Here is a 25052-nt window from a genome sequence, read left to right on the forward strand (position 1 = left end):
CTAGCCAGCCGCTATCGTCATCCCGCGCGAAGGCAGAGGATCGAGTTGCGCCGCGGCCGCGCCCGGATCAGCCGCGGCGAGCAGCGGTGGACCCGCTCCATCCGCTTTGACCCGGCGCCAGCACGACGACGGTCGCGCCTTGCTTCACCCGATCAAAGAGATCGATGACATCCTCGTTGGTCATGCGGATGCAGCCGGAAGATATGGCCTGGCCGATATATTCCGGCTGGTTGGTGCCGTGGATGCGATACAGGGTGTCCTTGTTGCCCGCGTAGAGGTACAGCGCCCGCGCGCCCAGCGGATTGGCTGGACCTCCTGCAATGCGCGGCGGGTATGGGCCAAGACGCGCCTGAATCTCCGGGGTCGGGATCCAATCCGGCCATTCCGCCATGCGGCCGACCGTAGCGACGCCGGAAAAGGCCAGCGCTTCCTCCCCCACGGCCACGCCGTAGCGGATCGCCTTGCCTCCGGGCATTACGTAGTAAAGATAGCGCGCGTCGGTATCGACCAGGATCGACCCCGGCCGTTCCTTGTACGGATAGTCGACGATATGCCGGCGATATTGCTCCGCAATGCTCGCCTGCGCGTAAGGCGCATTGGCCAGCAGCTGCCGGTCCCTTGGAGTCAAGCTCGCATCCGACGACGGCGCCAGCGTCGCTTGCATGCAACCGCCAAGCGCGAGCCCAAGCAGCCCTACGAGCAACCACGCGAGCCCTGACCTCAGCACCGCCCGCCCTCCAAAGCGTGACTTCGCGCCATTGTTTTCCCCAAATAGTGCGGAAATCAAGGCGGCATGCGGGGTGCGATGGATGTCAGATGGAACTGCGAACCGGTTCCGTTCAGAGCAGCCTGGCGCGGACGAACAGCGCGCGCAGGGCGTTTGTCGCCTGCACCGTCAGCATCGCATTTCCGGCCGCACTCTGAAGAGAGCCAACAGCGTCCTGATGAAGCGATCTGAACTCCATCCACTCGACCGGACTGAGACTTGTTATGAACCGATAGGCTTGGCCAACCGTGCCAATCGAAACCGTCTGGCCGTTCAGGAAAATCCTGAACGTTGTCCTCAGCGGCGTGTCGGAATTTGATACTTCGCTCATGCCTCGGTCGTGGGAAAAAGGCGACGAAGGCAATTCGAAATTGTTGCGCGACCGTTCATGACTTCATGTGGGACCGGGGGCATGCCGTCAGGTTGACTGCCGCGACGCCGACTTGTCGTTGCCGGATCGCCTTTCCTCAGGTCTTCTTTCCCCAAATCTTCGATCCTCAAGTCTTGGCACAACGATGAGGCGCTTTATCTCGCCGTTGGTGAATGCCTTCAAGAACCGGTCATAGTTCTTGATCGACACGCAGCCGTTTGAATCGCCGTTGGGGCCAAGCATATAGCTATGCGCAAGCAATCCGGACCGTCCGAGCGTGTCGTTTTCACCCACGGGGATCATGCGGAGCGCCTGGACACCGTGAAATAGGGCTTCCCGCGGCTTCAAGTCATAGACATTTGGCGGCGTCGCACCGATATTTTGCTGGTCCACGTGGGCCGGATCGTCCATCAGGCTACCGTAGCCGGAATGCGCTTCGAGTTTTGATCCATCCGGCATGTAAACCGCGTGCGCCGAGATGTCATAGACGGCGGTGATGTTGTCGTAGCCGAGCGAGGCGAGGTCCGGCTTCTTGCCGAACAGGCCGCCATCGGGAGCGAGCGAGGCAAGCGTGACGCGCCCCGGCAACAGATCGGAAAGCTTCTCCAGCAACGTGCGATTTTCCGTTCGGGCCAGAGGGACTTCGGCCCGAGCCATGGCGCCGTCGTTCTTGGGGTCCAGCTTCGCCTCAACCGGACGCGACCTGGGAAGCGGAACGGCAGACGCGCTCGACGGCTTTGGTTCTTCGATCGGCTTTGGTTCTTCGACAAACGCTACCGGCGGTTCCTCGACGAGAGCGTCCCGCCAGCCTTGAGGCCGCAGTTTCTGGGCGAGACGATCCTTGGCCTGTTGAAATTTGATCTCGAGTTCCGAAGGCAAAGAACGAAGCAGGAAACGCTGCGGACTATCCGCGGAAGGCAGCCTGGGTGCGGAACGTGCCAGGAATCGGTCATCAAACGATGGCGTGTCGAGATTCTGCGGAGCAGCGGCATCCGAGACCCGGGCACCCGGATCAAAACCCTCCGTCCAGACTGCCGCCGCCGACGCCAATGCGAATGCACCGACGCCCAGTGCAATGGTGCCGGACAATGAAAAGCCGCGTGCCGCCGACGGGACTTTGTCTGCTTTCCTTGTGACGTAGACCATCCATCCCCCGGGGATTCGACGCCTTGGAGCACCGCCCGCTTCGCAGAAAGGACTCAGCAAAAACGCCGCATCATGGGCGCCAAAGTGCGGCATAATCGAGACAAACGCCAGTAGCCCGGCATTCTTCGCCGACCTGGAAACCGCCAAAATCCTTATCAAATGGCGTCGGTCGAAAGCGCAACTAACCAGCGTCCGCGCTTTGCGGCAATACCGAATACTCCTTCGGAATCAGCTTTTGAACCCAGAGCGGCCCCTGTTCCTCCGCCCCAATACTCGACATTTATGAATAGGTCTGCCTTTGCTTCCCCCTTCCATCCCACAAGCCAAGTGATCACGATTCCGTAGCAGACGGTCACGGCCCAAATAATGGTGGGAAAGGTCCGCGACTGACATAGCTCACGCCCGCTGCCGATACGCCTCCCCGCCATGAAGATGCAATCTGGAATTAGCCGGCCGCCCGTCGAGGCATCGAATCCGAGGCTGAGTTGGACTGTACGGGAATCTGCATCAGGATGGTTTGACCGACGGATGCGATTTCGATTCCGCACTCCTGGAATCGCCGCTTCATGCGGCGGTTGAATTCGCGCTGTACCGGCCAGCGACCGCTGTCAGTACAGCGAATCTGGCCGACGATCGACGCCATCGAGCCATCCACCTTGTCGACGCCCCACAGTTCGAGATCGCCGCGGATCGCCTGGCGGTATTCGGGCTCGCGACGCATCTCAGTGACGATCTCCTTGAGGATCTGGCCGGCGCGGTCGGTGTCTTCCTTGTAGGCGACGTTGACGCTGACGGCCGCATTACCGGCGCCACGGCTTGAATTGGTGATCGTCGTCACGGCGCTGAAAGGAACGATGTGCACTGATCCATCCGCGGCCCGCAGGCGAATGGTGCGGATTGAAACATTCTCGACCGCCCCTGACAGGCCGGACACACTGACGTTGTCACCGACCTGCACGGTATTTTCCAGCAGGAGAAATAGCCCGGTAATCAGGTCCTGCACCAATTTCTGCGAGCCGAAGCCGATCGCGATGCCGACGATCCCGGCACCGGCCAATAACGGCGCGACATTGACGCCGATTTCGCTCAGCGCCGTCAAACCGACCACCGTGACGATCAGGCACAGCAGCGCCGTTCGCAGCATCGGCTGGAAGGTACGCAGTCGCGCCGCACGCGCATAGTGACCGTCGCGCGACAGCGCATTGACCTGGCGATCCATCAGCGCGTTGCTTACTTCCCAGATCGCCGCCGCGGCAAGCACGGCAATGCCGATCGTCGCCACCGCCGACAACAATCGGCTGCCAATCTGACCGCCGTAGAACCAGACGATGGCATCCACACCCCAGACTTCGAGCAGCGCAACGAAGCCGATGAATGCGATGACAGCCGCGACGATTCTTCGCAGTAGCGGCAGATAGCGATTGGCGCGGGTCTCCAAGCCGGGGAAACGCTGCAGGATATCCGGGCTGATCCTGAAACCGCGATCGATCAGGCCGAGTACCAGGATCGTGGCAAGACGGGCGATCAGCGCGACTGCAATTGTGCCGACAAAATACTGTAGCAGCAGCGAGTAACCGTTGCGGATATTAAGCGCCCACACAGCCCACAGCGCGAGGTCCAAAACGATCGCGAGATAGTGCCACAGGCCGGCGACGCGATTGCGCACCCTGGCCGCTATGCCCTCGCGGCCGGCCGGCGCCCGAATGGCTTCGGCGACCTGTCGGCGGCACTGCAAGATGATGACGACGATAAAGAGATGCACAATCAGCATCACCAGATGCAGCAACGCCGCGTAGCCGGCGCGATGCAAGCCGAGCAGCAGCGCCACATTCGCAAAGGCGATGCCTGATATGCCGACGGTGACGATGCGCCGCGCCCAGATCTCGATATAGGCCGCGGTCTCGGCACGAGCACGAAGCAAACCGAAAGGCCCCGCCAACGCCCGTGCGACACGGATCAGTCCACGCGACAGTGCGTAGGCATTCACGACCGCCAGGATCACTAGCCGGGTCGTCGCGATTTCGCCGATCCCGGTACCCAGCAACATCATGGCTACACCGATGAAGACGAGCACCGGAAGCAGTTCGAGCGCGAGACGTCCCAATACGAACGGCAGTCTGACCAGCGACTGCCAGGCGCGCGCCAGACTGAGACGCCGTTGCTGCAGTTCCGGCTCCGCGACTACATCCGCCGCGGAGGACGGTGGATCGACCATGCCCAGTGTCCGTGCCGGGGCATGCGCCGTTTGCGGAAGGCTGGCTTCCAGCAGCGCTACCGGCCGCTTGGTGATACGGACGATCAACGATTCGGCAGCGAAGGCGCAACCGAACACCAACACCAGTTTCCATGCGATATCGAGCAACTGATCATAAGCGGACGGATCGGTGGCCGTTCGCACGATCCAGTAATAGAACGTCGTAAAATGCGTCAGCGTCCGCACCATATCGGCAATCTCGTGCGATATCTCGCCGACCTGTTCGGACACCGTCAGCAAGAGCTGTGCGCCAAGGCTATCCGCCGCAAGTGGAATCGCGGGTCGCGGCGCGGGCGCGGGCGGCGCGATTTGTGCCTGCGGTGAGGCATTGGCGATGGCGCGCAGCGTATCGATCATCTGCGCGCGCTTCTTGTCGTCCAGAAGCGTATCGAGCGCCCGCTTTGCCTGATCGGGCGTCAACACATCAGCATTGTTCGCGGCTGAGACGGCTGCGTTGGGCGCGTCCTTGGGTGCAACGCCGGTCTGCGCAAAAGCAGGGAGGGCAAACAACGCGCACGCAAGCAGCATCGAAGGAAAGAGTTTGTGCGACATGAGGACCCCTTGAACATGTGCACGACAGCGAAACCGGAGTCGGTATCTGCGCTCGCGTGTGCATCATGGCGAATCTCCCCTTTTCGCCGTTGCGGTGTGTCGAAAGTTGGCCACCGCAGCGGCGTTGTCTTGGCATTTGCCGCCGCCCAAGAATACCGCAGCGATTGACCGCCGGATTGGTGGCGGTCACCGACTCGGCATTGACGCAGAGAGACTTTGCCGAACATCCATTATTGGACGCAAAGCGGCGGAAGGCTTCGGACCAAGCCGGATCACGAATTTCGGAAAGCGAATACCGGACCCGCGCTTTCGCCGGGACCACGCATCATGCCGAGGTGGGTTCGCGCCCCCTCACTTGATCCTTTTGAACCGCACGCTCTTGCCATCGGCCAGCCTGGTGGCGATGTAGCCGCCGGCGAGGCAGGCTTCGCGCTGCGGCATCTTTTCCTGCGGGCTGCGCAAGGTCTCCCACCACGACGCACGCTGCGACGCGCGCGGCAGTGCGGCGTCGATGATCTCCTCGATCGCTTCGAAGCTCAGGACAAATTCGGGAAGCTTCTGCTTTTTCAGATAGTCCCGCAGGGCGGTGTAATCGTTCACTTCAATCCTCGGCGCGTGATTCGCCTAGCTGTAAGCGGTTTGGCGAGCAGATCATACGCCCGTTTGCCGGCTTGGAACGCGATCGAGCGCAAAATCGGTGCCCGCTTTTGCGCACCTGCCCGAAATGGCCGCCACCCTCGACAAATTGGCCGGTCGCGGCAACCAAGCGTTAACTCATTCCTGCGCAAGCGCTGGCCATTTAAGCCGCCGGCAACCATTCCAGGTGCATTGCACAACACTGGGAGCGAGTGATGGGATTAGGACGGCGCACAGACATGGCCAGCCGGCCCTGGCGGCTATCGGCCAAGCTGCTGATCCTGTCGTCCGTGGTCACGGTGATCGGCTTTTCCGCGATCTGCGCCAGCGTCATGTTCGACATGCGCCGCGGCGAGGAAGAACTGGCGCGGCAGACCCTGGAGAACCTGGCATCCGGCATCGATGCCGACATCGGCCGCAACGTCGAGCTTTACGACCTGTCGCTGCGCGCCGTCGCCAGCAACATGGTGATGCCGGAGATCAATCAGGTCACCAAGCCGATCCGGCAATTGATCCTGTTCGACCACGCCGCGACCGCGAAACATTTTGGCGGGATTCAGGTATTCAATGCCGAGGGGCGACTGAGCATCGACGCCTCGACGCTGGACCCTGTTCCCGAAGTTCGCGGCGACGAGGAATATTTCAAGGTTCATCGCGACCGGCCCGACGCCGGCCTGTTCATCAGCCGCCCGATGCTGCACCACGGCGCCTATGCCATCGTGCTCAGCCGGCGCATCACCGGCGACGACGGACGCTTTCTCGGCGTGGTCGCGGGCTCGATCCGCTTTAGCTATTTTCACGACTTGTTCGGCCGCCTGCATCTCGGCCCGAACGACACCATCACCGTACTTCGTCGCGACGGCACCGTGATCATGCGAACACCGTTCGACCTCGACTTGATCGGCAAGAATCTCGGCCATTTCCCCGGCGTGCAGCGCGCGCTGTCGGAGCCGAGCGGATCATATTCGGGGATCGCCACCGCGGCTCACCCGTCGCGGCTCTACATCTGGCGCGACGGCACCAGGCCGCTGGTCGTGCTGGTTGGAAAGCCATGGGACGATATTCTGAAGCTGTGGCGCACCGAGGCGACCCGGATCGGCGCGATCATGCTGGCACTGATCGCGTTCGTGCTTGCCGTGACGCTGTTTCTCGCGCGCGAGATCGGCCGCCGCGCGACCGCCGAGGACAAACTCGAGGAGCTTGCCACCACCGACGCGCTCACCGGGTTGAAAAACCGGCGCAAGTTCGATACCGCCATCGATGCCGAGTGGCGGCGTGCGGTGCGCCAGCAGACGCCGCTCGCATTGCTGATGATCGATGCCGACCATTTCAAATCCTACAACGACTCGTTCGGACATCAGGCCGGCGACGAGGTGCTGGTCGGCATCGCGATCTGCATTTCGGATTCGGTGCGGCGGGCCGGCGATTGCGTCGCGCGCTACGGCGGCGAGGAATTTGCCGTGCTGTTGCCGGGACTCTCGTCCGAGGAGGCACTTCGGGTGGCCGAAACGATCCGGCTGAAGGTTCTGAAATGGGCCGGCGAGGCAGCGGTCACAACCGTCAGCATCGGCGTCGCCAGCCTGATGCCCGATACAGCCACGGACTGGGGCCAACTCGTGAACGGCGCCGACAAGGCGCTTTACGCGGCCAAGGCTGCCGGCCGCAATTGCTGCGTCTTGGGCAGCACCTCGAGACTTTCGCTGGTGGCCTAGCTTAATTCCACAGGCCCCGTCATTGCGAACGACAGCGAAGCAATCCAAGTCCGGTCATTCCGGGATGGTCCGTAGGACCAGACCCGGAATCTCGAGATTCCGGGTTCGATGCTTACGCATCGCCCCGGAATGACTTCGTCACTTTTCCAGATACTTCTTCATTTCCGCGCGCAGGCCCTCGCGCAGGTCGGGGCGCGCCATGCCGAAGGCGATGTTGGCGCGGAGGAAGCCGGGCTTGGAGCCGCAATCGTGGCGCTCGCCTTCGAACTCGACGCCGTAGAAGCTTTGCATCTTCGAAAGCCCGATCATCGCATCGGTGAGCTGAATCTCGCCGCCGGCACCGTGCTCCTGGGTTTCAAGGATCTTGAAGATTTCCGGCTGCAGGATATAGCGCCCGGTGATCGACAGGTTAGACGGCGCGGTGCCCTTCGGCGGTTTTTCCACCATGCCGTCGACCTCGAACATGGTGCCGTGGGCGGCGTGGCGCTTGCCGACGCCGCAAATGCCGTATTGGTGGGTGAGATGGTCGGGCACGGCCTCGACCGCGATCAGGTTGGACTTTTCGCCAAGCTTGCCAGCGGCCTCGATCATCTGCGCAAGGCAGCCCGGCGTGTTGAGCACCAGCTCGTCCGGCAGCACCACCGCGAACGGCTCGTCGCCGACGATGTCGCGCGCGCACCATACCGCGTGACCGAGGCCCAGCGGCGCCTGCTGCCGCGTAAAGCTCACGGCGCCGGCTTCCGGCTGGTCGCGCGCCAGGATCTCCATCTCCGCCTTCTTGCCGCGCGCGGCGAGCGTGGCGTCGAGTTCGTACATCCGGTCGAAATGGTCTTCGATGACGCCCTTGTTGCGGCCGGTGACGAAGATGAAATGTTCGATGCCGGCTTCCCTGGCCTCGTCGACCACGTATTGGATCAGCGGCTTGTCGACGATGGTCAGCATTTCCTTCGGCATCGCCTTGGTGGCGGGCAGGACGCGGGTGCCGAGGCCGGCGACCGGGAAGACGGCTTTGCGGATTTTCATGGGGTATCGGGTGCCTTGAGAGAACGACGGGGAATGAGCATCTTGATCGCATGTTGGTAGCTGCTTTGCAGCCGGGAACAAAGACGGATATGTGATGCAGGTTCCGTGCCCTGCTCGCGTTTTCCGGAAAATCGGGAAGCCCCCTGACGCAAAAATCCCGCCTCTGTTAAGCTGTTGGAAACCGTCACCAGGCCTCCTGAAAGCGGGTCAATTCAGGGCCTTGCGGGTAGGAACATGACGCAAAGAACCGGACGATCGGCGCTGCCGAGGACGGGCGCGGTAGTGCTTGCGGCGGCGCTATTTTGGTGCGGCGAGGCCCATGCGCAATCCACAGGCGGCGGACCGCTCGACTTTCTCGGCAACATATTCAGCGGCTCGTCTTCAAATGGCGGTCAAACCCCGGCGGGCTCACCGGCGCCGGCAGCGCCGGGCGGGGGCGGTGCGCCGCTGCCATGGAGCGGCGAGGACGGCGCCTCCGGCCACCCGCTGATGACCGCCAGCGCGATCCGCGAGGCGGCGGCGAATTTCGACAATTGCGTCGCCGCGATGTGGCCGGACGCCGCGCGCCGCAACATCTCGCAAGCGAGCTTTCAGCGCTTTACCGCGGGCCTTGCGCCTGACCTGCGCCTGATGGATCTGATGGATTCGCAGCCGGAATTCACCAAGTCGATCTGGGATTATCTCGACATTCTGGTGAACGATAACCGTCTCGCCAAGGGCCGCGAGATCCTCGCCAAATACAAGCCGCAGTTCGACGCGACGGAAACAGCCTACGGCGTAGACCGCTATGTGATAGCGGCGATCTGGGGCATCGAGTCGAATTACTCCACGCAGATGGGGGATCGCAGCGTGGTGCAGTCCACGGCAACGCTGGCCTGCATCGGCCGCCGCCAGAAATATTTCAAGGATGAGTTCCTCTCGGCGCTGGAGATCCTGCACCGCGGCGATCTGCGCCCCGAACAGATGCGCGGCTCCTGGGCCGGCGCCTTCGGGCCGACCCAATTCATGCCGACGGCTTTCAAGCGCTATGCCGTCGACGCCGACGGCGACGGCCGCCGCGATGTGGTCGACGATCCGGCCGACCTGATCGCCTCCACCGCCAACAATCTCAAGAAAGACGGCTGGCAGACCGGCCAGACCTGGGGTTACGAGGTCGTCGTGCCGAAGGGCTTCAACTACATGCTGGCGGACCGGGCGAAAGCGATGACGACCGCGCAGTGGGAGCATCTGGGCCTCAAGCGTGCCAACGGCCAGCCATTTCCGCCTTCCGCCGAGAAAGCCTATCTGCTCGCGCCCGCCGGCGCCGAGGGGCCGGGCTTTCTGATGCTGCAGAATTTCCGCGTGATCATGAAATACAATCCGGCGGAGGCCTATGCGCTGGCGATCGGCCACTTCGCCGACCGCTTGCGTGGCGGCCCCCCCTTTGTGCAGCCCTGGCCGCGGCAGGAACGGGAATTATCGCGCGCCGAGCGGCTGGAACTGCAGCAGCTTCTGGCCCAGCGCGGATTCTATCGCGGCACCCCGGACGGCCAGTTCGGCGGCGAGACCCGGGAGGCGCTGCGCGGCTTCCAGGCGTCGATCGGGGCGCCTGCGGACGGATTTGCCTCCTCGGAGACGCTGGAGCGGCTCCGGGGGCATTGAAACGCCGGATTCGGCCGCCGAAACCAACCTTGAACACAACATTCCGGCGGCTGGCTTGACGACGGCGGCCGATGCCGGGTCTATGGCTCCGAAATCTGCCCGCTTGCGGCCTGATTCAGCTAGTATAGCGATTGCCCGAACGACCGATTGCGACCGACCCGCATGCCAAAGAAAAAATCCTTTTTCCGGGTGTTCACCGAGACCGGCCCGCTGATCGTCTTGGCCGTCGCGGTCGCGCTGTTGGTTGGGATCGTGGCGCCAGCGTCCGCGCAATTTTTCAATTTCGGCGGACCGCCGCGGCCGCAAGCCGCACCGCCGCCGCCAGGCGGTCGGTCACCTGGCGGCTGGTTCGGCGGCGACCTGTTCGCACCATTCCAGCAGCAGGCGCCCAAGCCGGTGCAGAATTTTTCCAAAGCACCACCGCCGGAGAAGCGCGAGACCATACCGGATCGCAACGTGCTGGTGCTCGGCGACGCCATGGCGGATTGGCTCGCCTATGGTCTTGAGGACGCCTATGTCGAGCAACCGGACATGGGCGTAATCCGCAGGCACAAGACCGTCTCGGGCCTGATCCGGTATCAGCCTAAGGGCGACCCGGCGGACTGGGCCGCCGCGGCCAAGGGCATCCTTGCCACCGAAAAGCCGGACGCCATCGTCGTCATGCTCGGCCTCAATGACCGCGTGTCGATGCGCGAGCCGGCCGCCGAGAAATCCGACGGCAAGCAGGCGGACAAGAAAAGCGACAAGAAGGACGCCCGCGCCAAGCCCGATGGCAAGCCCGGCGACCCGAAATCCGGAGCGAAAGGCGATGACGCGGCCGATACCGCCGCCAAGCCCGACGACAAGGCGGTCGACACCGAATTGCCCCCGGACGACAGCGCTGACAATGGCGAGGTTTCGCCGATCATCGCACCGGAGAAGGGCGCGCGTTCGGCGACCGGCGTTTATGAGTTCCACGACGAGCGCTGGGTCGAGCTCTACACCAAGAAAATCGACGAGATGATCGCCGTGTTGAAATCAAAGGGCGTGCCGGTGCTGTGGGTCGGCCTCCCGGCGGTGCGCGGCGCCAAGGCGACGGCGGATTCTCTGTTTCTGGATTCGCTGTACCGCGAAGCCGCCGGCAAGGCCGGCATCACATATGTCGACGTCTGGGACGGATTTGTCGACGAGGCCGGCCGCTTCCTGCAGCAGGGCCCCGACTTCGAGGGCCAGATCCGGCGCTTGCGCTCCTATGACGGGGTGTATTTCACCAGGCCCGGCGCGCGCAAGCTGGCGCATTATGTCGAGCGCGAGATCACCCGGCTATTGGCGGGCCGTTCCGCGCCAATCTCGCTGCCAAGCGAACCGGCAACCCCTGATGCCAATGCGCAACCCGGCCAGCCGGCGCCGCGTCCGCTGGCGGGACCGATCCTGCCACTGGTGGCTTCCTCCGTCGGCACCGATCAATTGCTTGGCGGTCCGGGATCGCGCCCGGCCGCCGTCGATGCGCTCGCCGCACGAACGCTGGTCAAGGGCGAACCGCTCGCCCCGCCCGCCGGCCGTGCCGATGATTTCGCCTGGCCGCGCCGCGAAGTCGGACGCGAGCAGGCCAAGGGCGAAACGCCGGTGGCAGCGGTTTCGCCGGATGGAACGGTCACAGCGCCTGGCGCGCCACCGAAACCGAAGAAGCCTGCTCCGAATCAACCCGGCGCGCCGGTTCAATCGGGCACGCCGTCCATCCGGAATTTTTTCGGCTTTGGAAGCCCGCCGCGCCAGTTGCAGCCGCAGCCGCAGCCGCGCGCGCCGGCAGGCGTTCCGCGCCCGCCGAGTAATGTCGGGCGATCGGCGGCAGTGCCGGTGCCGCCGGGCAATCTCACGCGATGATGTCTCGCGTCGCTCCGGGGCTCACGTCAGTGCGAGCCCGGGAAGACGGGTGATGGCATCGGCCGTTAGCTGTAATAGCGCCAGCGGGGCGGCGGCCGGCGCGGCGGACGCGTCATCAGCATCGCCAGCGCAAAGCCGATCCCGCCAGCGATCAGGAGTGCGCCGAGCGGATTATCCTGCACGCGCTTGGCCACGACCTGCGATCCGTCGCGCAAGGTATCGCCGCTGTTCTCGTAGGCGTCCCTGGCATAGTTGACGGCCGCTTCGCCCGCGTCACGCGCGGCATCCTTGGCCTGGCCGTAGAGGTTCTGCACCGAGCCGGCGGCTTCTCGCGCCCGGCCCGCCGCCTGGGTTTGGGCGTTGCCTGCCATATCGCCGACCGCTCCCTCGACTTTACCGGCAATATCCCTTGCCGATCCGGCAATCCGATCCTTGTCCATCGCGGTCACTCCTTGTTGCGCGCGCTTCTGCGTGAGTTGATTCTCGGGGAGCTAACCGATGAGGTCCGATCCGGTTCCGACCGGCCGGCCAGCGCCCACGCCGTTGACTTCGCGATGTCAGGGAGTAGTTTTTTGCTGCAAATGCAGCGGGACCAACCGCTCGCGCCGATCAGGAGGAACGACATGACCGTGACGATCCGGCAGCTTCACCCGCATTTTTTCGGCGAGGTCTCCGGCGTCGATCTTCGAGAGCCGCTCACGCCACGGCAAGCCGCCGATATCGAAGCCGGCATGGACCAATATGGCGTGCTGCTGTTCCGCGATCAGGACATATCGGACGAACAGCAACTGGCGTTCGCGCGCAATTTCGGCGAACGCGAGAGCGCGCGCGGCGGCACCGTGACCAAGCGGGAAGACTACCGGCTCACCTCGGGGCTGAATGACGTGTCCAACCTCGGCAAGGACGACAAGCCGCTGCCGCGCGATCATCGCACCCACTTGTTCAATCTCGGCAACTGCCTGTGGCATTCCGACAGTTCGTTCCGCCCGATTCCGGCAAAATTCTCGCTGCTGTCGGCGCGGGTGGTGAACCCCAAGGGCGGCAACACCGAATTCGCCGACATGCGCGCGGCCTATGATGCGCTCGACGACGAGACCAAGGCCGAGATCGAGGACATGATCTGCGAACATTCGCTGATGTATTCGCGGGGATCGCTGGGCTTCCTCGATTACACCGAGGAAGAAAAGCAGATGTTCAAGCCGGTGCTGCAGCGGCTGGTGCGCACCCATCCGGCGCATCGCCGCAAGTCGCTTTACCTGTCATCGCATGCCGGCGCGATCGTCGGCATGAGCGTGCCGGAGGCGCGGCTGCTGTTGCGCGACCTCACCGAGCACGCCACGCAGCGCGAATTCGTCTACGTCCACAAATGGACGCTGCATGATCTCGTGATGTGGGACAACCGCCAGACCATGCACCGCGTGCGCCGCTACGACCAGTCGCAGCCGCGCGACATGCGCCGCGCCACGGTGGCCGGAACCGAACCCACGGTCGCGCAGCAGGCGGCGGAGTAGGATTCTTCCCTCTCCCGCTTGCGGGGGAGGGTGCAGAGCGAAGCGAGGCGGGTGGGGGCTGCCTCTGCAAATTCCGATGCCGCGAGAGCCCCCACCCCAGCCCTCCCCCGCAAGCGGGGGAGGGGGCGCACAGTGCGATGACGCCACCAAATCGCAACCGTTTCAGGTTTTAGGCTCCCCATTCGCGGGGCATGACGCGTGGATCAGGCGTGCCCGGCTTCGTTCGACAGCATGCCCGGGTCGATCCCGATCTTGCGCAGCGCGCGGAGGTACTTCTCCTCGACATCGTCGCCGAAAATCAGATCCGGATCGGCGTCGCAATGCAGCCAGCCATTGTCCTGGATTTCGGTTTCCAGCTGGCCCGCCGCCCAGCCGGCATAGCCCAGCGCGAGGATGGCATGCTTCGGACCGGCGCCCCTGGCGATCGCCTTGAGAATATCGACGGTCGCGGTCAGGCAAATCCCGTCGTCGATCCGAAGCGTCGCATCCTTGATGAAGAAATCGCTGGAATGCAGCACGAAGCCGCGGCCGGTCTCCACCGGACCGCCCTTCAGGACCTTCATGGTCTCGGCATTTTCCGGCAGCTTGATCTGGTCGGCCTTCTTGATGATATCGAGCTGCACCAGCAGTCCGGGAAAATCGATGCTGCCCGCCGGACGATTGACGATGATACCCATGGCGCCTTCGGCCGAATGCGCACAGAGATAGATCACCGAACGCTCGAATCGCGGATCGCCCATGACCGGCATGGCGATCAGCAACTGGCCGTCGAGATAGCCATTTTCCGCCGTTTCGCCGCCAGCGCTGGCAACTTTGCGGCGAACCATTCTCGGTCTTTTGCCTTCAGGATCCATCCGCAAAGGACTCCCGTGTCATGATCCATCCTGATATTGGGTGGCGGTTCTGTCAATCAAGCTTCGCTGGATGTTTCGAAACGCATCACAAGCAATTCAATGGCTTGCGATCCGGCTTGGCGGTAAGGACGTGGCATGACCGTGCTAGTTCCCCTGCGAGCCGCGCTCGGCCTCGCCTTGGCCGCCTTGACGTCATCCCTGGCGATCGGGGCGCGCGCCCAGGATGCTTCCCCCAAGGACGCTTCACCCTGGCAGCGGGGCGCGCATTCGGCTGTCCGGCTGCTCGCGGGATCGCGGAGCGGCGCCGTACTGCTTGGCGGTATCGCGGTTCAGCTTGACCCGGGATGGAAGACCTATTGGCGGACCTCCGGCGATTCCGGCGTTCCGCCCCGCTTCGACTTCTCCAAATCCGACAATATCGAGGCCGTGACCGTTCTGTGGCCGGCTCCGACGAAATTCGACGACGGCGCCGGCGGCACCTCGCTGGGCTATCACGACCAGGTCGTGCTGCCGTTGCGGATTGTCGCGAAAAATGCCGACAAGCCGGCGACGCTTCGCGCCGATATCAGCTACGCGATCTGTGAGAAAATCTGCATCCCGATCGAAGCCAACGCCGAGCTCGCCTTCGCCAGCGTGGCGAGCACCGAAGACAGCGTGCTGTTCGCGGCGCTCGATACGGTTCCCAAGCCGGCCAGCGTCGGCGATCCCAACCCGCTGACCATCCGCGACGTCAAACGCGAAGGCAAATCCACCGTCCTGGTCGACGTGGTCGCGCCCGATGCGAAAGCGGTCAACCTGTTTGTCGAGGGCCCAACCCCGGACTGGGGACTGCCGGTTCCAAGACTGCTCGAACACAGCCCACCCGGCGTCAAACGCTTCGCCTTTGAGCTTGACGGCGTGCCACCCGGAATCGATCCCGAAGGTGCTGCGCTCAAATTGACGCTGGTCAGCGGCGAGCGCTCCTACGAATTCAATATCAATCTGGACTGACAGCGGGTCGTTCCGGGGCATGCGAAGCATGAACCCGGAACCTCGAGATTCCGGGTTCGCTCGCTCGCTCCCGCCCCGGAATGACGATCCGGTGACGGCTCCACCCAACCGAATCTTAACGAATAGTTGATAGGCAAAAACCATCGCTGCATCGCCTGCGGTAGCTGAGGATTTCCCGCTTTGGCCGTGATGGACGCTCAATCCGCAACACCTCCGCCCACCGGCGTCGTCGCGCGGCTGCGGGCGATGCTGGCAAGCTTTTCCGGCGGCGCGCCTGACGGCGCCAGCGAAGCCTCGGTGACCCGGCGGCTTGCCGGCACGATTTTCATCATCCGCGTCGTCAGCGCCGCGCTGGCCTATCTCTCGCAAATCCTGCTGGCGCGCTGGATGGGCGGATCGGACTACGGCATCTATGTCTATGTCTGGACCTGGGTGCTGCTGCTCGGCAGCATGATGGATTTCGGCATCTCGGCGTCGGCGCAGAAAATCATCCCGGAATACCGCACCCGCGGCGAGCACGCGCTGCTGCGCGGCTTTCTCTCCGGCAGCCGCTGGATGACTTTTGTCGTCTCATCGCTGGTTTCAGGACTGCTGGCAGGTGTCGTCAAACTGTTGTCGCCGTGGATCGACGCCAACACGGTCGTTCCGCTCTACATCGGCTGCCTCACGCTGCCGGCCTTCGTCGTCGCCAACACCCAGGACGGCATCGCGCGCGCGCACGACTGGATGCGGCTGGGGCTGATGCCGCAATTCGTCGTCCGCCAATCGTTGATCATCGGCCTCACCGCCGGCGCCCTTGCGCTGGGCTTCGATCTCGGCGCGGTCGCCGCGATGCTGGCGAGCGCCGCCGTGGTGTGGGTCGCCATGCTCGGCCAGATGGTGATGCTGAACCGCCGCCTCGGCGGTCACATCGAGCCCGGTCCGAAGGCCTACGATTTCCGCGGCTGGCTCGCGGTCTCGCTGCCGATCCTGATGGTCGAAGGCTTCTACCTGCTGTTGTCCTACACCGACGTGCTGGTGCTGCAACAGTTCCGCTCGTCGCAGGAGGTCGGCGTTTACTTTGCCGTGGTGAAGACGCTGGCGCTGGTGTCCTTTATCCACTACGCGATGTCGGCGACCACGGCGCACCGGTTTGCCGAGTATCACGCGCTCGGCGACAAGGCTCGGCTGTCGGCCTATGTCGCGCATGCCATCAAGTGGACGTTCTGGCCCTCGCTCGCCGCCACCGTGCTGCTGCTGGCGTTCGGCAAGCCGCTGTTGTGGCTGTTCGGACCGCAATTCGTGGTGGGGTATGACATCATGTTCATCGCCGCCGTCGGCCTCGTCGTCCGCTCCGCGATCGGCCCGGTCGAGCGGCTGCTCAACATGCTCGGCCATCAGTATGTCTGCGCGCTGGCCTACGCGCTGGCCTTCGTCATGAATGTGGTGCTCTGCGTCGCCTTGGTGCCGCGGTTCGGCGGCTACGGCGCGGCGGCGGCGACCTCGATCTCGCTTGTGTTCGAGACCGTGCTGCTGTTCTGGATCGTGCGCCGGCGGCTTGGGCTTCACGTGCTGGCGTTCGGCAATGGCGGTTCCGGCAGCACCCCGTAGCGGTTGGAAACCGGCCTCCTGCGTGATACAATTTATTATGACTATGACGGACCTCAAAACCCTGCTGGAGCGTGTCCAGTCCTGGCCTGAAGAGGCGCAGGATGAACTGGTTGCTGTTGCCAACCAGATCGAAAGCGAATTGCGGGGGCGCGACTATCTCGCTACCCGCGAAGAACTGCAGATCATTGACGCCGCGATGGCCTCCATCGACGTCGGAAACGTCGCATCCGAGGCCGAGATCAAAGCAGCATTTGCGCGATTTCGTTCGGCATGAAGCTCGTCTATTCGCGGCGGGCTCTGGCTGATCTCAACACAATCGCGACCTACTACACGGCCAGCGCCAGTCCTGCGATAGCTCAATCAATTGGGCGTCGGCTGGAAAGTGTCATTGAGCGCATCAGCCATGCGCCGGAAGCTTCGCCACGTCTCTCGCAGCGCTCCGAGGTCCGGGCCGCCACCGTCGTGCGTTATCCATTTCGGATCTTCTACCGGGTGCGCAACGACACCATCGATATTCTGCATATCCGGCACACGTCGATGCGGCCTCCAGCAACCGCTCCGGAATAGCGCAGGAATTGCACCCTCAGGCAAACGACGGGAGGGTAAAGGAAAGCGGCCTACTCCGCGGTCCAGCCGCCATCGATCGACAGATTAGCGCCGGTGATCTGCGCCGCGTCGTTGCCGCACAGGAACAGCGCCAGGGCGGCGACCTGCTCGGAGGTGACGAACTCCTTGGTCGGCTGGGCTTGCAGCAGCACGTCGTGAATGACCTGCTCCTTGGTCATATTGCGCGCCTTCATGGTGTCGGGAATCTGATGCTCGACCAGCGGCGTCCAGACGTAACCCGGGCTGATGCAGTTGCAGGTGATCTTGAAGGTCGCAAGCTCCAGCGCCACGGTTTTGGTGAGGCCGGCGATACCGTGCTTGGCCGAGACGTAGGCCGACTTGAACGGCGAGGCCACCAGCGAATGCGCCGAGGCGGTATTGATGATGCGGCCCCAGCCGCGCTTCTTCATGCCGGGCACCACGGCGCGGATGCCGTGAAACGCCGACGACAGGTTGATCGCAATGATGGCGTCCCATTTATCGATCGGGAATTCCTCGATCGGCGAAACAAACTGGATGCCGGCATTGTTGACGAGGACATCGACTGAACCGTAAGTCTTTTCTCCCAGCGCGATCATGCCGGCGATCTCGGTGGGCTTGGTCATGTCGGCGGGCGAATGAATGGCCTTGACCTTGAAGTCGCTCTCGATCGCCGCGCGCTCCCGTTCGATGTCGGCAGGCGCGCCCATGCCATTGATGACGATGTTGGCGCCGGCACCCGCGAAGGCGCGCGCATAGGCCAATCCAATGCCGCTGGTCGAACCGGTCACTAGCGCGGTCTTGCCTGTCAACGTACCCATTGTTTTCACTCCTGTTTGCCTTCGAGGGTTTCGGTGCCGTCCCCCGTGAGATCGTAAGTCATCATGGTTTCACCGGACTGCGGCCGCTCGAGCCAGTCCTTGTGGCGCATCGACAGATGAACGTCGCGCACGCCGGCGTTCCAGTGCTCGACCATCCCGACGTGCGAGAAATCGTAATCCTTGGAGGACGATTCGTAATTCTTGCTGCGATAGATCAGGTGCATCACCGTGACGGTGCTTTCCTTGGCGGCCTCGCAGAGAATCTCGACCGACGGATCGTTCTTGAGATAGTCGGGCAACTTGCCGATCAACTCGCGCAGCGCCCTGCGGGTGTTGTGGATTTGCCGGTTCTTGTCGGTGTTCATGCGGGTGCGGCTGGAAAAGCGGATGTCCTTCTCGCGCTCGGCGGCCTCGAGCAGGGAAACCGGCAGAGGTCCGCGCGCGCTGAACAGGTCGACCTGGAAAATCATCAGGTCGTTGTTGATTTCCTCGTCCAGCACGAAATCGAGCGGCGTGTTGGTGGCGATGCCGCCATCCCAGAAATGCTCGCCGTCGATCACGACAGAGGGAAAGCCCGGCGGCAAGGCGCCGGACGCCATGATGTGTTCCGGTCCGATCTTCTTGCCGAGTTTCTTGAATTCGAAATTATCGAAATACTTGAAGTTGCCGGTCGTGACGCTCACCGCGCCGACGCTGAGCCGGGTCTTCAGATCGTTGATGCGGTCGAAATCGACCAGCCGCTCCAGCGTCGCGCGAAGCGGCGCGGTGTCGTAATAGCTCTGGGACTGCGGGCTGCCCTGCGGCCAAAGCGGCGCCGGGGGGACACGCGGCCGGAAAAAGCCGGGCACGCCGAACGTCGCGATCAGGGCGGCGCTGGCTTCATTGAACAGGGATCGCCCGCGGTTGTCGTTGCTGACGGGATTCCAGGGCACCGGAGCGGAAACCATCTCCCAGAATTCCTTGAGGCGCTCGACCCGTTTTTCCGGCGCATTGCCGGCGATGATCGCGGCATTGATGGCGCCGATCGAGATGCCGGCAATCCAGACCGGTTCGAAACCGAAGTGACACAGCGCCTGGTAGGCGCCCGCCTGGTAGGAGCCGAGTGCGCCGCCGCCTTGCAGGACGAGCACGCGCTCTGCGGTCGCAGGCGTGCTGGCTGGCGCTGGGTTTTCCAAATTCATCATCGCCCTTGGTTCGACCAGGAAAATCAGGGTGCACCGTGGCGTCAGTTCGCGTTGACGTCAATCAGCGAGGGCCGCCGAAGGGATCCTCACACCGAGTTGATCGCGCGGTTCGGTCGACGCAAGAATGAGCGTCCAGAACACCTTGTATTTGGTATTGGGAGCATAGCTCGCCGCGATGCCTAATTTTGTGACACCATTTTGAAGCATGTTCGCCCGGTGTGGCGGCGAGTCGCGCCAGCCGGAAAACGCCTCGGCCAAAGTGTGGTAGCCGGCGGATACGTTTTCCACCGCCAGCGTCGCGGGGTAGCCGGCGGCTTGCAGGCGCTTCGGCAGCGGCGCCTTGACATCGTGGTCGAGCTTGTTGCGGCTGGCCATCGCCTGCGATTGCATTTCCGCAACCTTCATTAGCTGGGGATCGACCACCACGGCGCCGAGACCGTTGTTCTGCCGGTAGAGCGAAATCATCGTGGCCGCGGCCTGGGGATCGAGCCGAGCACCGGCCTCGGCCATGTTGAGATACATGCTCGGCTGTTCGATCGGAACATCCGCCGCGCAGCCGCCAAGCGCCAATAGCCCAATAATCGCGACCAAAGCGCGCATGATTCGAGATTCCCCAGATGACCGAGGGTTGTTGCATGCCAACCGTGGCTGAATGGTGAACAGTGGGGCTTTTTTCGGCTGCAAGACCGCTGTCGTCACCCGCCAACGGGTCAGCGCCTAGGCGCTGACCGATGACAGGCTCCAGCGGGTGACCCAGTATTCCAGAGATGCCAGCGATGGGTCGTGAAGCCGCAGCGTACTGGATACCCGCTTTCGCGGCTATGACGGCAGTTGCCAGTCGCGCGGTCTCGCCCGACGGGGACGCAGCGCAGGGCTACGCCGTCTTCGTCGTATGGATGCCGCATTCCGTCTTGACCCGGCCACGCCAGCGGCCGGCGCGCGCATCCTCATCCTCTGAGGTCCGGCTGGTGCAGGGCATGCATCCGACCGAGAGAAAACCTGATGCCGCCAGCGGATGCGGCGGCAATTTTGCCTCTGCGTAAATCGCCGCGATTTGCTCGCGCGAGGTGTTTGCGAACGGGTTGAACTTCAGCCTCTTGCCGTCCTCCTCGACCACCGGGATGGTGGCGCGCGGTCCGCCCTGAAAGCGCTTGCGGCCGTTGATCCACGCGCTGAAAGGCGCCAGCGCCCGTTGCAGCGGCTCGACTTTCCGGATCCGGCAGCAGGCGTCCGGATCGGAGAACCACAATTCGCGATTCGCATCCTCGCGGCGCAGCGTCTCCTCCAGCGGCTTGACGGAGCGGACATCGCGCAGGCCCAGCGTCGCGATCAGGGTGTCGCGATAGGCCAGCGTCTCCTCAAACAGCCATCCGGTGTCGAGAAAAATCACGGGGATCGCGGGATCGACATCGGCCATGACTTCGAGCAGCGCGGCCGACTCGGTGCCGAATGACGAGACCAAAGCGAGGCGTTCGCGGCCTACGGTCCGCACGGCGCACGCGATGACCTCGGCCGGCGTGACATTGCGAAGCGCGTGATCGAGCTCCGCCGCCGCCGGCAGATCGCGCGCGCCTGCCGTCCGCTCCGCCAACAACGGTTGCGCAAGCTCATTCATTGGCCGGTACTCTCCGAATGACGCAGCTGCATCCGCCGGTGCAGCGCGGTGATGCGGCCATCGCCGGTCGGCTGGTAGAACACCGAATAACGCTTTGCACTGATCCCGAACGCCTCCGCGTCGCCGTGCTTTTTCACCTCGAAGGCGTCGAACCCGGCGCGCAGCATGAACACGAACTGGTCGCGCAGCACCTGGCCGGAGGCGCGCAATTCGCCGTCATAGCCATGGCGTTCGCGCAATAGCCGCGCCTGGCTGTAGGCGCGGCCGTCGCGGAACGACGGAAACACCAGGGCGACCGCCGCAAGCCGGTCGAGGAAGGGCACGAGATCGTCGACGTCGCGGTTGTTCGGCCAGACCACCCCGAGCTTGCCCGCGCGCCGCAGCAGCGCTTCCGGATCCTCGAGAAACCGTGCCGCCGAAACCATTACCGCGGCGTCGCCCGGCAATTCGGCCCCGTCCGGGACGTGGACGAAGATGTCGGTGGCGATTGTTCCGTTCTTAACGAGTGGCATAGACGCGCTCCCTGAAGGGTTCGACGCCGAGTCGCTTCACCGTGTCGACGAAAAGCTCGTCGGGGCGCGCGCGCAGCGCAAGATAGGCTTCGACGATGTCCTCGACCACGTCGGCGACGTCGCCATAGGGAACGGCGGGCCCGATCAGGGCGCCAAGCTCGGCGTTCTCGTCGGCGCGGCCGCCGATCGTGATCTGATAGAACTCCTCGCCGTTCTTCTCGACACCGAGAATGCCGATGTGACCGACGTGGTGATGGCCGCAGGCGTTGATGCAGCCGGAAATATTGATGTGCAGCCGGCCGATCAGGTCGGCGGTGTCATGATTGGCAAAGCGCCGGGTCAATTCCTGCGCGATCGGAATCGAGCGCGCATTGGCGAGCGAACAATAGTCCAGCCCCGGGCAGGCGATGATGTCGGAGACCAGATTGACGTTCGGCGTCGCCACCCCGATTTTGTCGAGCGCCTTCCAGAGCGCCGGCAGGTCGCGCCTGGCGACATGGGGAAGCGCCAGGTTCTGCTCATGGCCGACGCGGATCTCGCCGAAGGAATATCTGTCGGCGAGATCGGCGATCGCATCCATCTGGTCGGCGGTGGCGTCGCCGGGCGGTCCGCCCACCGGCTTCAGCGACAAGGTCACGATCGCGTAGCCCTGCACCTTGTGGGTGAATACCGAATTCTTCCGCCAGCGCTCGAACAGCGGATCGTGCGCGGCCTTCTTCAATTCTTCCGGCATGTGCGGCAGCTTGTCGTACGCCGGATAGGAAAACCGCGAACGGACGTCCTCGATGTCGGCGTCATCCAGCGTCAGCGCGCTGTCGCGCATCGCCAGCCACTCGTCCTCGACCTCCCTTGCGAATTTCTCGATGCCGAGCTCGTGCACCAGGATCTTGATGCGCGCCTTGTAGATATTGTCGCGGCGGCCATACTGGTTGTAGACGCGCAGGATCGCCTCGACATAGCTCAGCAGATCGCGGCCCGCCACGTACGGCTTGATGGTCTTGCCGATGAACGGGGTGCGGCCCAATCCGCCGCCGACCAGCACTTCGAAGCCGGTCTCGCCTTGCGCATTCTTGTGCAGGCGCAGGCCGATGTCGTGAATCTTGATGGCGGCGCGATCGTGCGCGGAGGCGGTAATCGCGAATTTGAACTTGCGCGGCAGGAAGGAGAATTCCGGATGCAGCGTCGTGTATTGCCGCACCAGCTCGGACCAGATGCGAGGGTCCTCGATCTCGCCGGGCGCCACCCCGGCCCACTGGTCCGACGTGACGTTGCGCGTGTTGTTGCCTGACGTCTGCATGGCGTGAATGCCGACTTCGGCGAGATCGGCCAGCGCATCCGGCAATTCGGCGAGCTTGATCCAGTTGAACTGGATGTTTTGCCGGGTGGTGAAATGTCCGTAGCCGCGGTCGTAGCGACGCGCCACATGCGCCAGCCGCCGCAGTTGCGTCGACGACAGCGTGCCATAGGGGATCGCGACCCGGAACATATAGGCGTGCAGTTGCAGATAGACGCCATTCTGCAGCCGCAGCATCTTGAATTCGTCCTCGGTGAGTTCGCCGGACAGCCGGCGCTTTACCTGATCGCGAAATTCCTCAACGCGTTCGTTGATCAGCGTGCGGTCGAGATCATCGTATGCGTACATGAAGATTGACCTTATGCCGGAACCGGAAGATCGATGGTGACACCTTGCGAACGAATGTGTTCGCGCAGGTTGCCGGGCTTGATCTTGCCGTTTTCCCTGATTTCGACTGGCGCGATATAAGGGCCGACCGCGCCGACATCGTCGGCCACGGATTCGACGAGCAGCGCGCGCGCTTCATCGGCGGTGCGGACGATCGCCGCATCCGACAGATCGGTCGACCAATCCCTTGCGGCCGTACGATAGATCACGACCCCATCCCGGGTGCGGTTGGCGGTGACCATGGAAGGACCGGTGATCTTGATCTTTTGTTCCAGCGGAGATGTCATTCGGCAGCGACCTGAAAATATGAGACGAGTTGGGCGAGGTTCGACTGGCGCCACGGCGCGGAGTGCGCGACCACGTCGCCGATGATGAGAATGGCGGGACCGCCGTCGATCTTCTCGACGAGGCCGGGCAAGCCATCGAGCGTTCCGACGACGGCCTGGGCGTCCGGCCGCGTGACGCGCGCGAATACGCCGACCGGCGTCTGCGGCGAACGGCCCGCGGCCAGCAGGCCGGCGCGCACCGAAGGCGCCGCGGTCATGCCCATATAGACGACGATCGTCATCTTCTCGTCCGTCAAGGTAGACCAGCCGACGGCTTCGGCATCTTTGGCCTTGTGCGCGGTGAGGAAGGTGATGCGCAGCGCCTCATGCCGGAAGGTGAGCGGCACTTCGAATTGCGCGGCGGCGCCAAGGCCCGCGGTGATTCCGGGAACAACCGAATAGGCGATGCCGGCCTGCCGCAGCGCTTCGATCTCCTCGCCGCCGCGGCCAAAGACAAAGGAATCGCCGCCCTTCAGCCGCACCGCGCGCCGTCCCGATTTCGCAGCTTCGACCAGCAGGTTGTTGACGGCATCCTGGCCGATGCCGGGCTTGCCGACGCGGCGGCCGACCGGGATCCGCGCGGCGTCGCGGCGCGCACGATCGAGAATCTCCGGCGACACCAGTTCATCGTAGAAAACCACATCGGCGTCCTGCAGCGCGCGCAACGCCTTGACGGTGAGCAAGTCCGGATCACCCGGGCCGGCGCCGACCAGCGTCACCTTGCCCTCGGGGCGGCCTGACGGCAGGGAACCGGCGAACGCGGAGGGATCGGCAATACCCTTCAGCGCCGCTTCGGCTTCGTCGGTACGCCCGGCGAGAACCAGCGCACCGATCGGGCCGTCAACCACGCGCTCCCAGAAGCGGCGGCGCAAGGCGAACTCGGGAATCAGGCCGTGGATGGTCTTGCGCCAGCGGCCGATGAAGCCGGCAAGATCGCCGATCCGGGCGGGCAGCATAGCCTCAATGAGCTCGCGCACCCGGCGCGCCACCACCGGCGAGGCGCCGCCGGTGCCGACGGCCACCACCACGTCGCCGCGATCGACGATGGCGGGAAAGATGAAAGTCGAATGTTGGAGGTCGTCCATCACATTCACGGGCAGGCCGACGGCCTTTGCCCGCGCCGACATCGCCGGCCCGATCGCGCCGGCGCCCGCGCAAAGAATGGCGATGACGCCGGTGAGATCGGCTGTCAGCGGATCGTCATTCGCAAGCTCTATCCTCGCCGCCTCATCCGCGCCCGGAGCGGGCAAATCAAGAGCGGTCAGATCATGATGGCCATCGGTGGCATACCAGCGAACCCGCGCGCCTGCGGCTGCCAGCAGTCGCAGTTTCGCGCGCGCCAGATCGCCGGCGCCGACCAGCACCACCACGCCGCTTTGCAGATCGAGGAATACCGGCAGGAATCGCATGCGATACTCGC

The 25052-nt window shown here is 63.6% G+C and carries 24 protein-coding genes; 8 read left to right on the forward strand and 16 right to left on the reverse strand.

Annotated features, from left to right (window positions below; genetic code table 11):
* Positions 1–67 precede the first annotated feature (67 nt).
* The 5 genes from E8A46_RS27050 to E8A46_RS27070 form a co-directional block, all read right to left on the reverse strand.
* Positions 68–727 carry a L,D-transpeptidase gene (locus E8A46_RS27050; RefSeq protein WP_291567722.1) on the reverse strand — a complete coding sequence of 220 codons (660 nt, stop codon included), beginning with the start codon at positions 725–727 and terminating at the stop codon, positions 68–70.
* Positions 728–839: 112 nt separating this feature from the next.
* On the reverse strand, positions 840–1097 hold the full coding sequence (locus E8A46_RS27055; protein WP_291567724.1) for a hypothetical protein: 258 nt from the start codon (positions 1095–1097) through the stop codon (positions 840–842).
* An 87-nt stretch (positions 1098–1184) separates the two neighbouring features.
* Positions 1185–2282 (reverse strand): DUF2778 domain-containing protein, encoded by a 1098-nt coding sequence (locus E8A46_RS27060; protein WP_291567726.1) that lies wholly within the window; start codon positions 2280–2282, stop codon positions 1185–1187.
* A 445-nt stretch (positions 2283–2727) separates the two neighbouring features.
* Positions 2728–5088, reverse strand: a complete 2361-nt coding sequence (locus E8A46_RS27065; RefSeq protein ID WP_291567728.1) for a mechanosensitive ion channel domain-containing protein — start codon at positions 5086–5088, stop codon at positions 2728–2730.
* 351 nt (positions 5089–5439) lie between these two features.
* Positions 5440–5688 carry a hypothetical protein gene (locus E8A46_RS27070; protein WP_291567729.1) on the reverse strand — a complete coding sequence of 83 codons (249 nt, stop codon included), beginning with the start codon at positions 5686–5688 and terminating at the stop codon, positions 5440–5442.
* Positions 5689–5939: 251 nt separating this feature from the next.
* Here E8A46_RS27070 and E8A46_RS27075 point away from each other — a divergent pair, with 251 nt between their 5' ends.
* Entirely contained in the window at positions 5940–7436 is a 1497-nt protein-coding gene (locus E8A46_RS27075) for a diguanylate cyclase (RefSeq protein WP_291567731.1), read from the forward strand.
* Positions 7437–7574: 138 nt separating this feature from the next.
* Here the strand turns inward: E8A46_RS27075 and E8A46_RS27080 are convergent, their stop codons facing one another.
* A complete protein-coding gene (locus tag E8A46_RS27080; protein WP_291567733.1) occupies positions 7575–8459 on the reverse strand; it encodes a UTP--glucose-1-phosphate uridylyltransferase in 885 nt (294 codons plus the stop codon).
* A 234-nt stretch (positions 8460–8693) separates the two neighbouring features.
* On the opposite strand from E8A46_RS27080, the gene E8A46_RS27085 reads away from it, so the two are divergent.
* Together E8A46_RS27085 and E8A46_RS27090 are read left to right on the forward strand one after the other, a co-directional pair.
* Entirely contained in the window at positions 8694–10100 is a 1407-nt protein-coding gene (locus tag E8A46_RS27085; RefSeq protein WP_291567735.1) for a lytic murein transglycosylase, read from the forward strand.
* A 162-nt stretch (positions 10101–10262) separates the two neighbouring features.
* Entirely contained in the window at positions 10263–11963 is a 1701-nt protein-coding gene (locus tag E8A46_RS27090; RefSeq protein WP_291567737.1) for an SGNH family hydrolase, read from the forward strand.
* 65 nt (positions 11964–12028) lie between these two features.
* Here E8A46_RS27090 and E8A46_RS27095 read toward each other — a convergent pair whose 3' ends face one another.
* A complete protein-coding gene (locus E8A46_RS27095) occupies positions 12029–12403 on the reverse strand; it encodes a CsbD family protein (RefSeq protein ID WP_291567739.1) in 375 nt (124 codons plus the stop codon).
* Between the two features lie 183 nt (positions 12404–12586).
* Here E8A46_RS27095 and E8A46_RS27100 point away from each other — a divergent pair, with 183 nt between their 5' ends.
* Positions 12587–13474, forward strand: a complete 888-nt coding sequence (locus E8A46_RS27100) for a TauD/TfdA family dioxygenase (RefSeq protein ID WP_291567741.1) — start codon at positions 12587–12589, stop codon at positions 13472–13474.
* Positions 13475–13677: 203 nt separating this feature from the next.
* On the opposite strand, the gene E8A46_RS27105 is transcribed toward E8A46_RS27100, so the two are convergent.
* Positions 13678–14328: a YqgE/AlgH family protein gene (locus tag E8A46_RS27105; protein ID WP_291567743.1), complete on the reverse strand. Its 651-nt coding sequence runs from the start codon at positions 14326–14328 to the stop codon at positions 13678–13680.
* Positions 14329–14463: 135 nt separating this feature from the next.
* Between E8A46_RS27105 and E8A46_RS27110 the strand changes: the two genes are divergently transcribed.
* The 4 genes from E8A46_RS27110 (at position 14464) to E8A46_RS27125 (ending at position 17475) form a co-directional block, all read left to right on the forward strand.
* Complete coding sequence (locus E8A46_RS27110; RefSeq protein ID WP_291567744.1) at positions 14464–15318, forward strand: protein-disulfide reductase DsbD domain-containing protein; 855 nt, start codon at positions 14464–14466, stop codon at positions 15316–15318.
* Between the two features lie 189 nt (positions 15319–15507).
* Positions 15508–16908, forward strand: coding sequence for a flippase (locus E8A46_RS27115; RefSeq protein WP_291567746.1), 1401 nt, complete (start codon positions 15508–15510; stop codon positions 16906–16908).
* 43 nt (positions 16909–16951) lie between these two features.
* A complete protein-coding gene (locus E8A46_RS27120; RefSeq protein WP_291567748.1) occupies positions 16952–17182 on the forward strand; it encodes a hypothetical protein in 231 nt (76 codons plus the stop codon).
* Positions 17179–17475, forward strand: coding sequence for a type II toxin-antitoxin system RelE/ParE family toxin (locus E8A46_RS27125; protein WP_291567750.1), 297 nt, complete (start codon positions 17179–17181; stop codon positions 17473–17475). The genes E8A46_RS27120 and E8A46_RS27125 overlap by 4 nt, the downstream gene beginning before the upstream one ends.
* 50 nt (positions 17476–17525) lie before the next feature.
* On the opposite strand, the gene E8A46_RS27130 is transcribed toward E8A46_RS27125, so the two are convergent.
* The 8 genes from E8A46_RS27130 to cysG form a co-directional block, all read right to left on the reverse strand.
* A complete protein-coding gene (locus E8A46_RS27130; RefSeq protein ID WP_291567752.1) occupies positions 17526–18314 on the reverse strand; it encodes a 3-hydroxybutyrate dehydrogenase in 789 nt (262 codons plus the stop codon).
* A gap of 5 nt (positions 18315–18319) precedes the next feature.
* On the reverse strand, positions 18320–19495 hold the full coding sequence (locus tag E8A46_RS27135; RefSeq protein ID WP_291567754.1) for a DUF3734 domain-containing protein: 1176 nt from the start codon (positions 19493–19495) through the stop codon (positions 18320–18322).
* Positions 19496–19555: 60 nt separating this feature from the next.
* A complete protein-coding gene (locus tag E8A46_RS27140) occupies positions 19556–20098 on the reverse strand; it encodes a CAP domain-containing protein (protein WP_291567756.1) in 543 nt (180 codons plus the stop codon).
* Positions 20099–20372: 274 nt separating this feature from the next.
* A complete protein-coding gene (locus E8A46_RS27145; RefSeq protein ID WP_291567759.1) occupies positions 20373–21113 on the reverse strand; it encodes a phosphoadenylyl-sulfate reductase in 741 nt (246 codons plus the stop codon).
* Positions 21110–21625, reverse strand: a complete 516-nt coding sequence (locus E8A46_RS27150; RefSeq protein WP_291567761.1) for a DUF934 domain-containing protein — start codon at positions 21623–21625, stop codon at positions 21110–21112. Before E8A46_RS27150 ends, E8A46_RS27145 begins: the two co-directional genes overlap by 4 nt.
* Positions 21612–23267, reverse strand: coding sequence for a nitrite/sulfite reductase (locus E8A46_RS27155; RefSeq protein WP_291567763.1), 1656 nt, complete (start codon positions 23265–23267; stop codon positions 21612–21614). Before E8A46_RS27155 ends, E8A46_RS27150 begins: the two co-directional genes overlap by 14 nt.
* An 11-nt stretch (positions 23268–23278) precedes the next feature.
* The gene (locus E8A46_RS27160) at positions 23279–23593 is read right to left on the reverse strand and encodes a DUF2849 domain-containing protein (RefSeq protein WP_291567765.1); all 315 of its coding nucleotides are present in this window, start codon (positions 23591–23593) and stop codon (positions 23279–23281) included.
* Positions 23590–25041, reverse strand: a complete 1452-nt coding sequence (gene cysG, locus E8A46_RS27165; RefSeq protein WP_291567767.1) for a siroheme synthase CysG — start codon at positions 25039–25041, stop codon at positions 23590–23592. The genes E8A46_RS27160 and cysG overlap by 4 nt, the downstream gene beginning before the upstream one ends.
* Between the last annotated feature and the right edge of the window lie 11 nt (positions 25042–25052).

Origin of the sequence: Bradyrhizobium sp. (assembly GCF_004799445.1) — a bacterium.
In the GTDB taxonomy this organism is placed as follows: Bacteria; Pseudomonadota; Alphaproteobacteria; order Rhizobiales; family Xanthobacteraceae; genus Bradyrhizobium.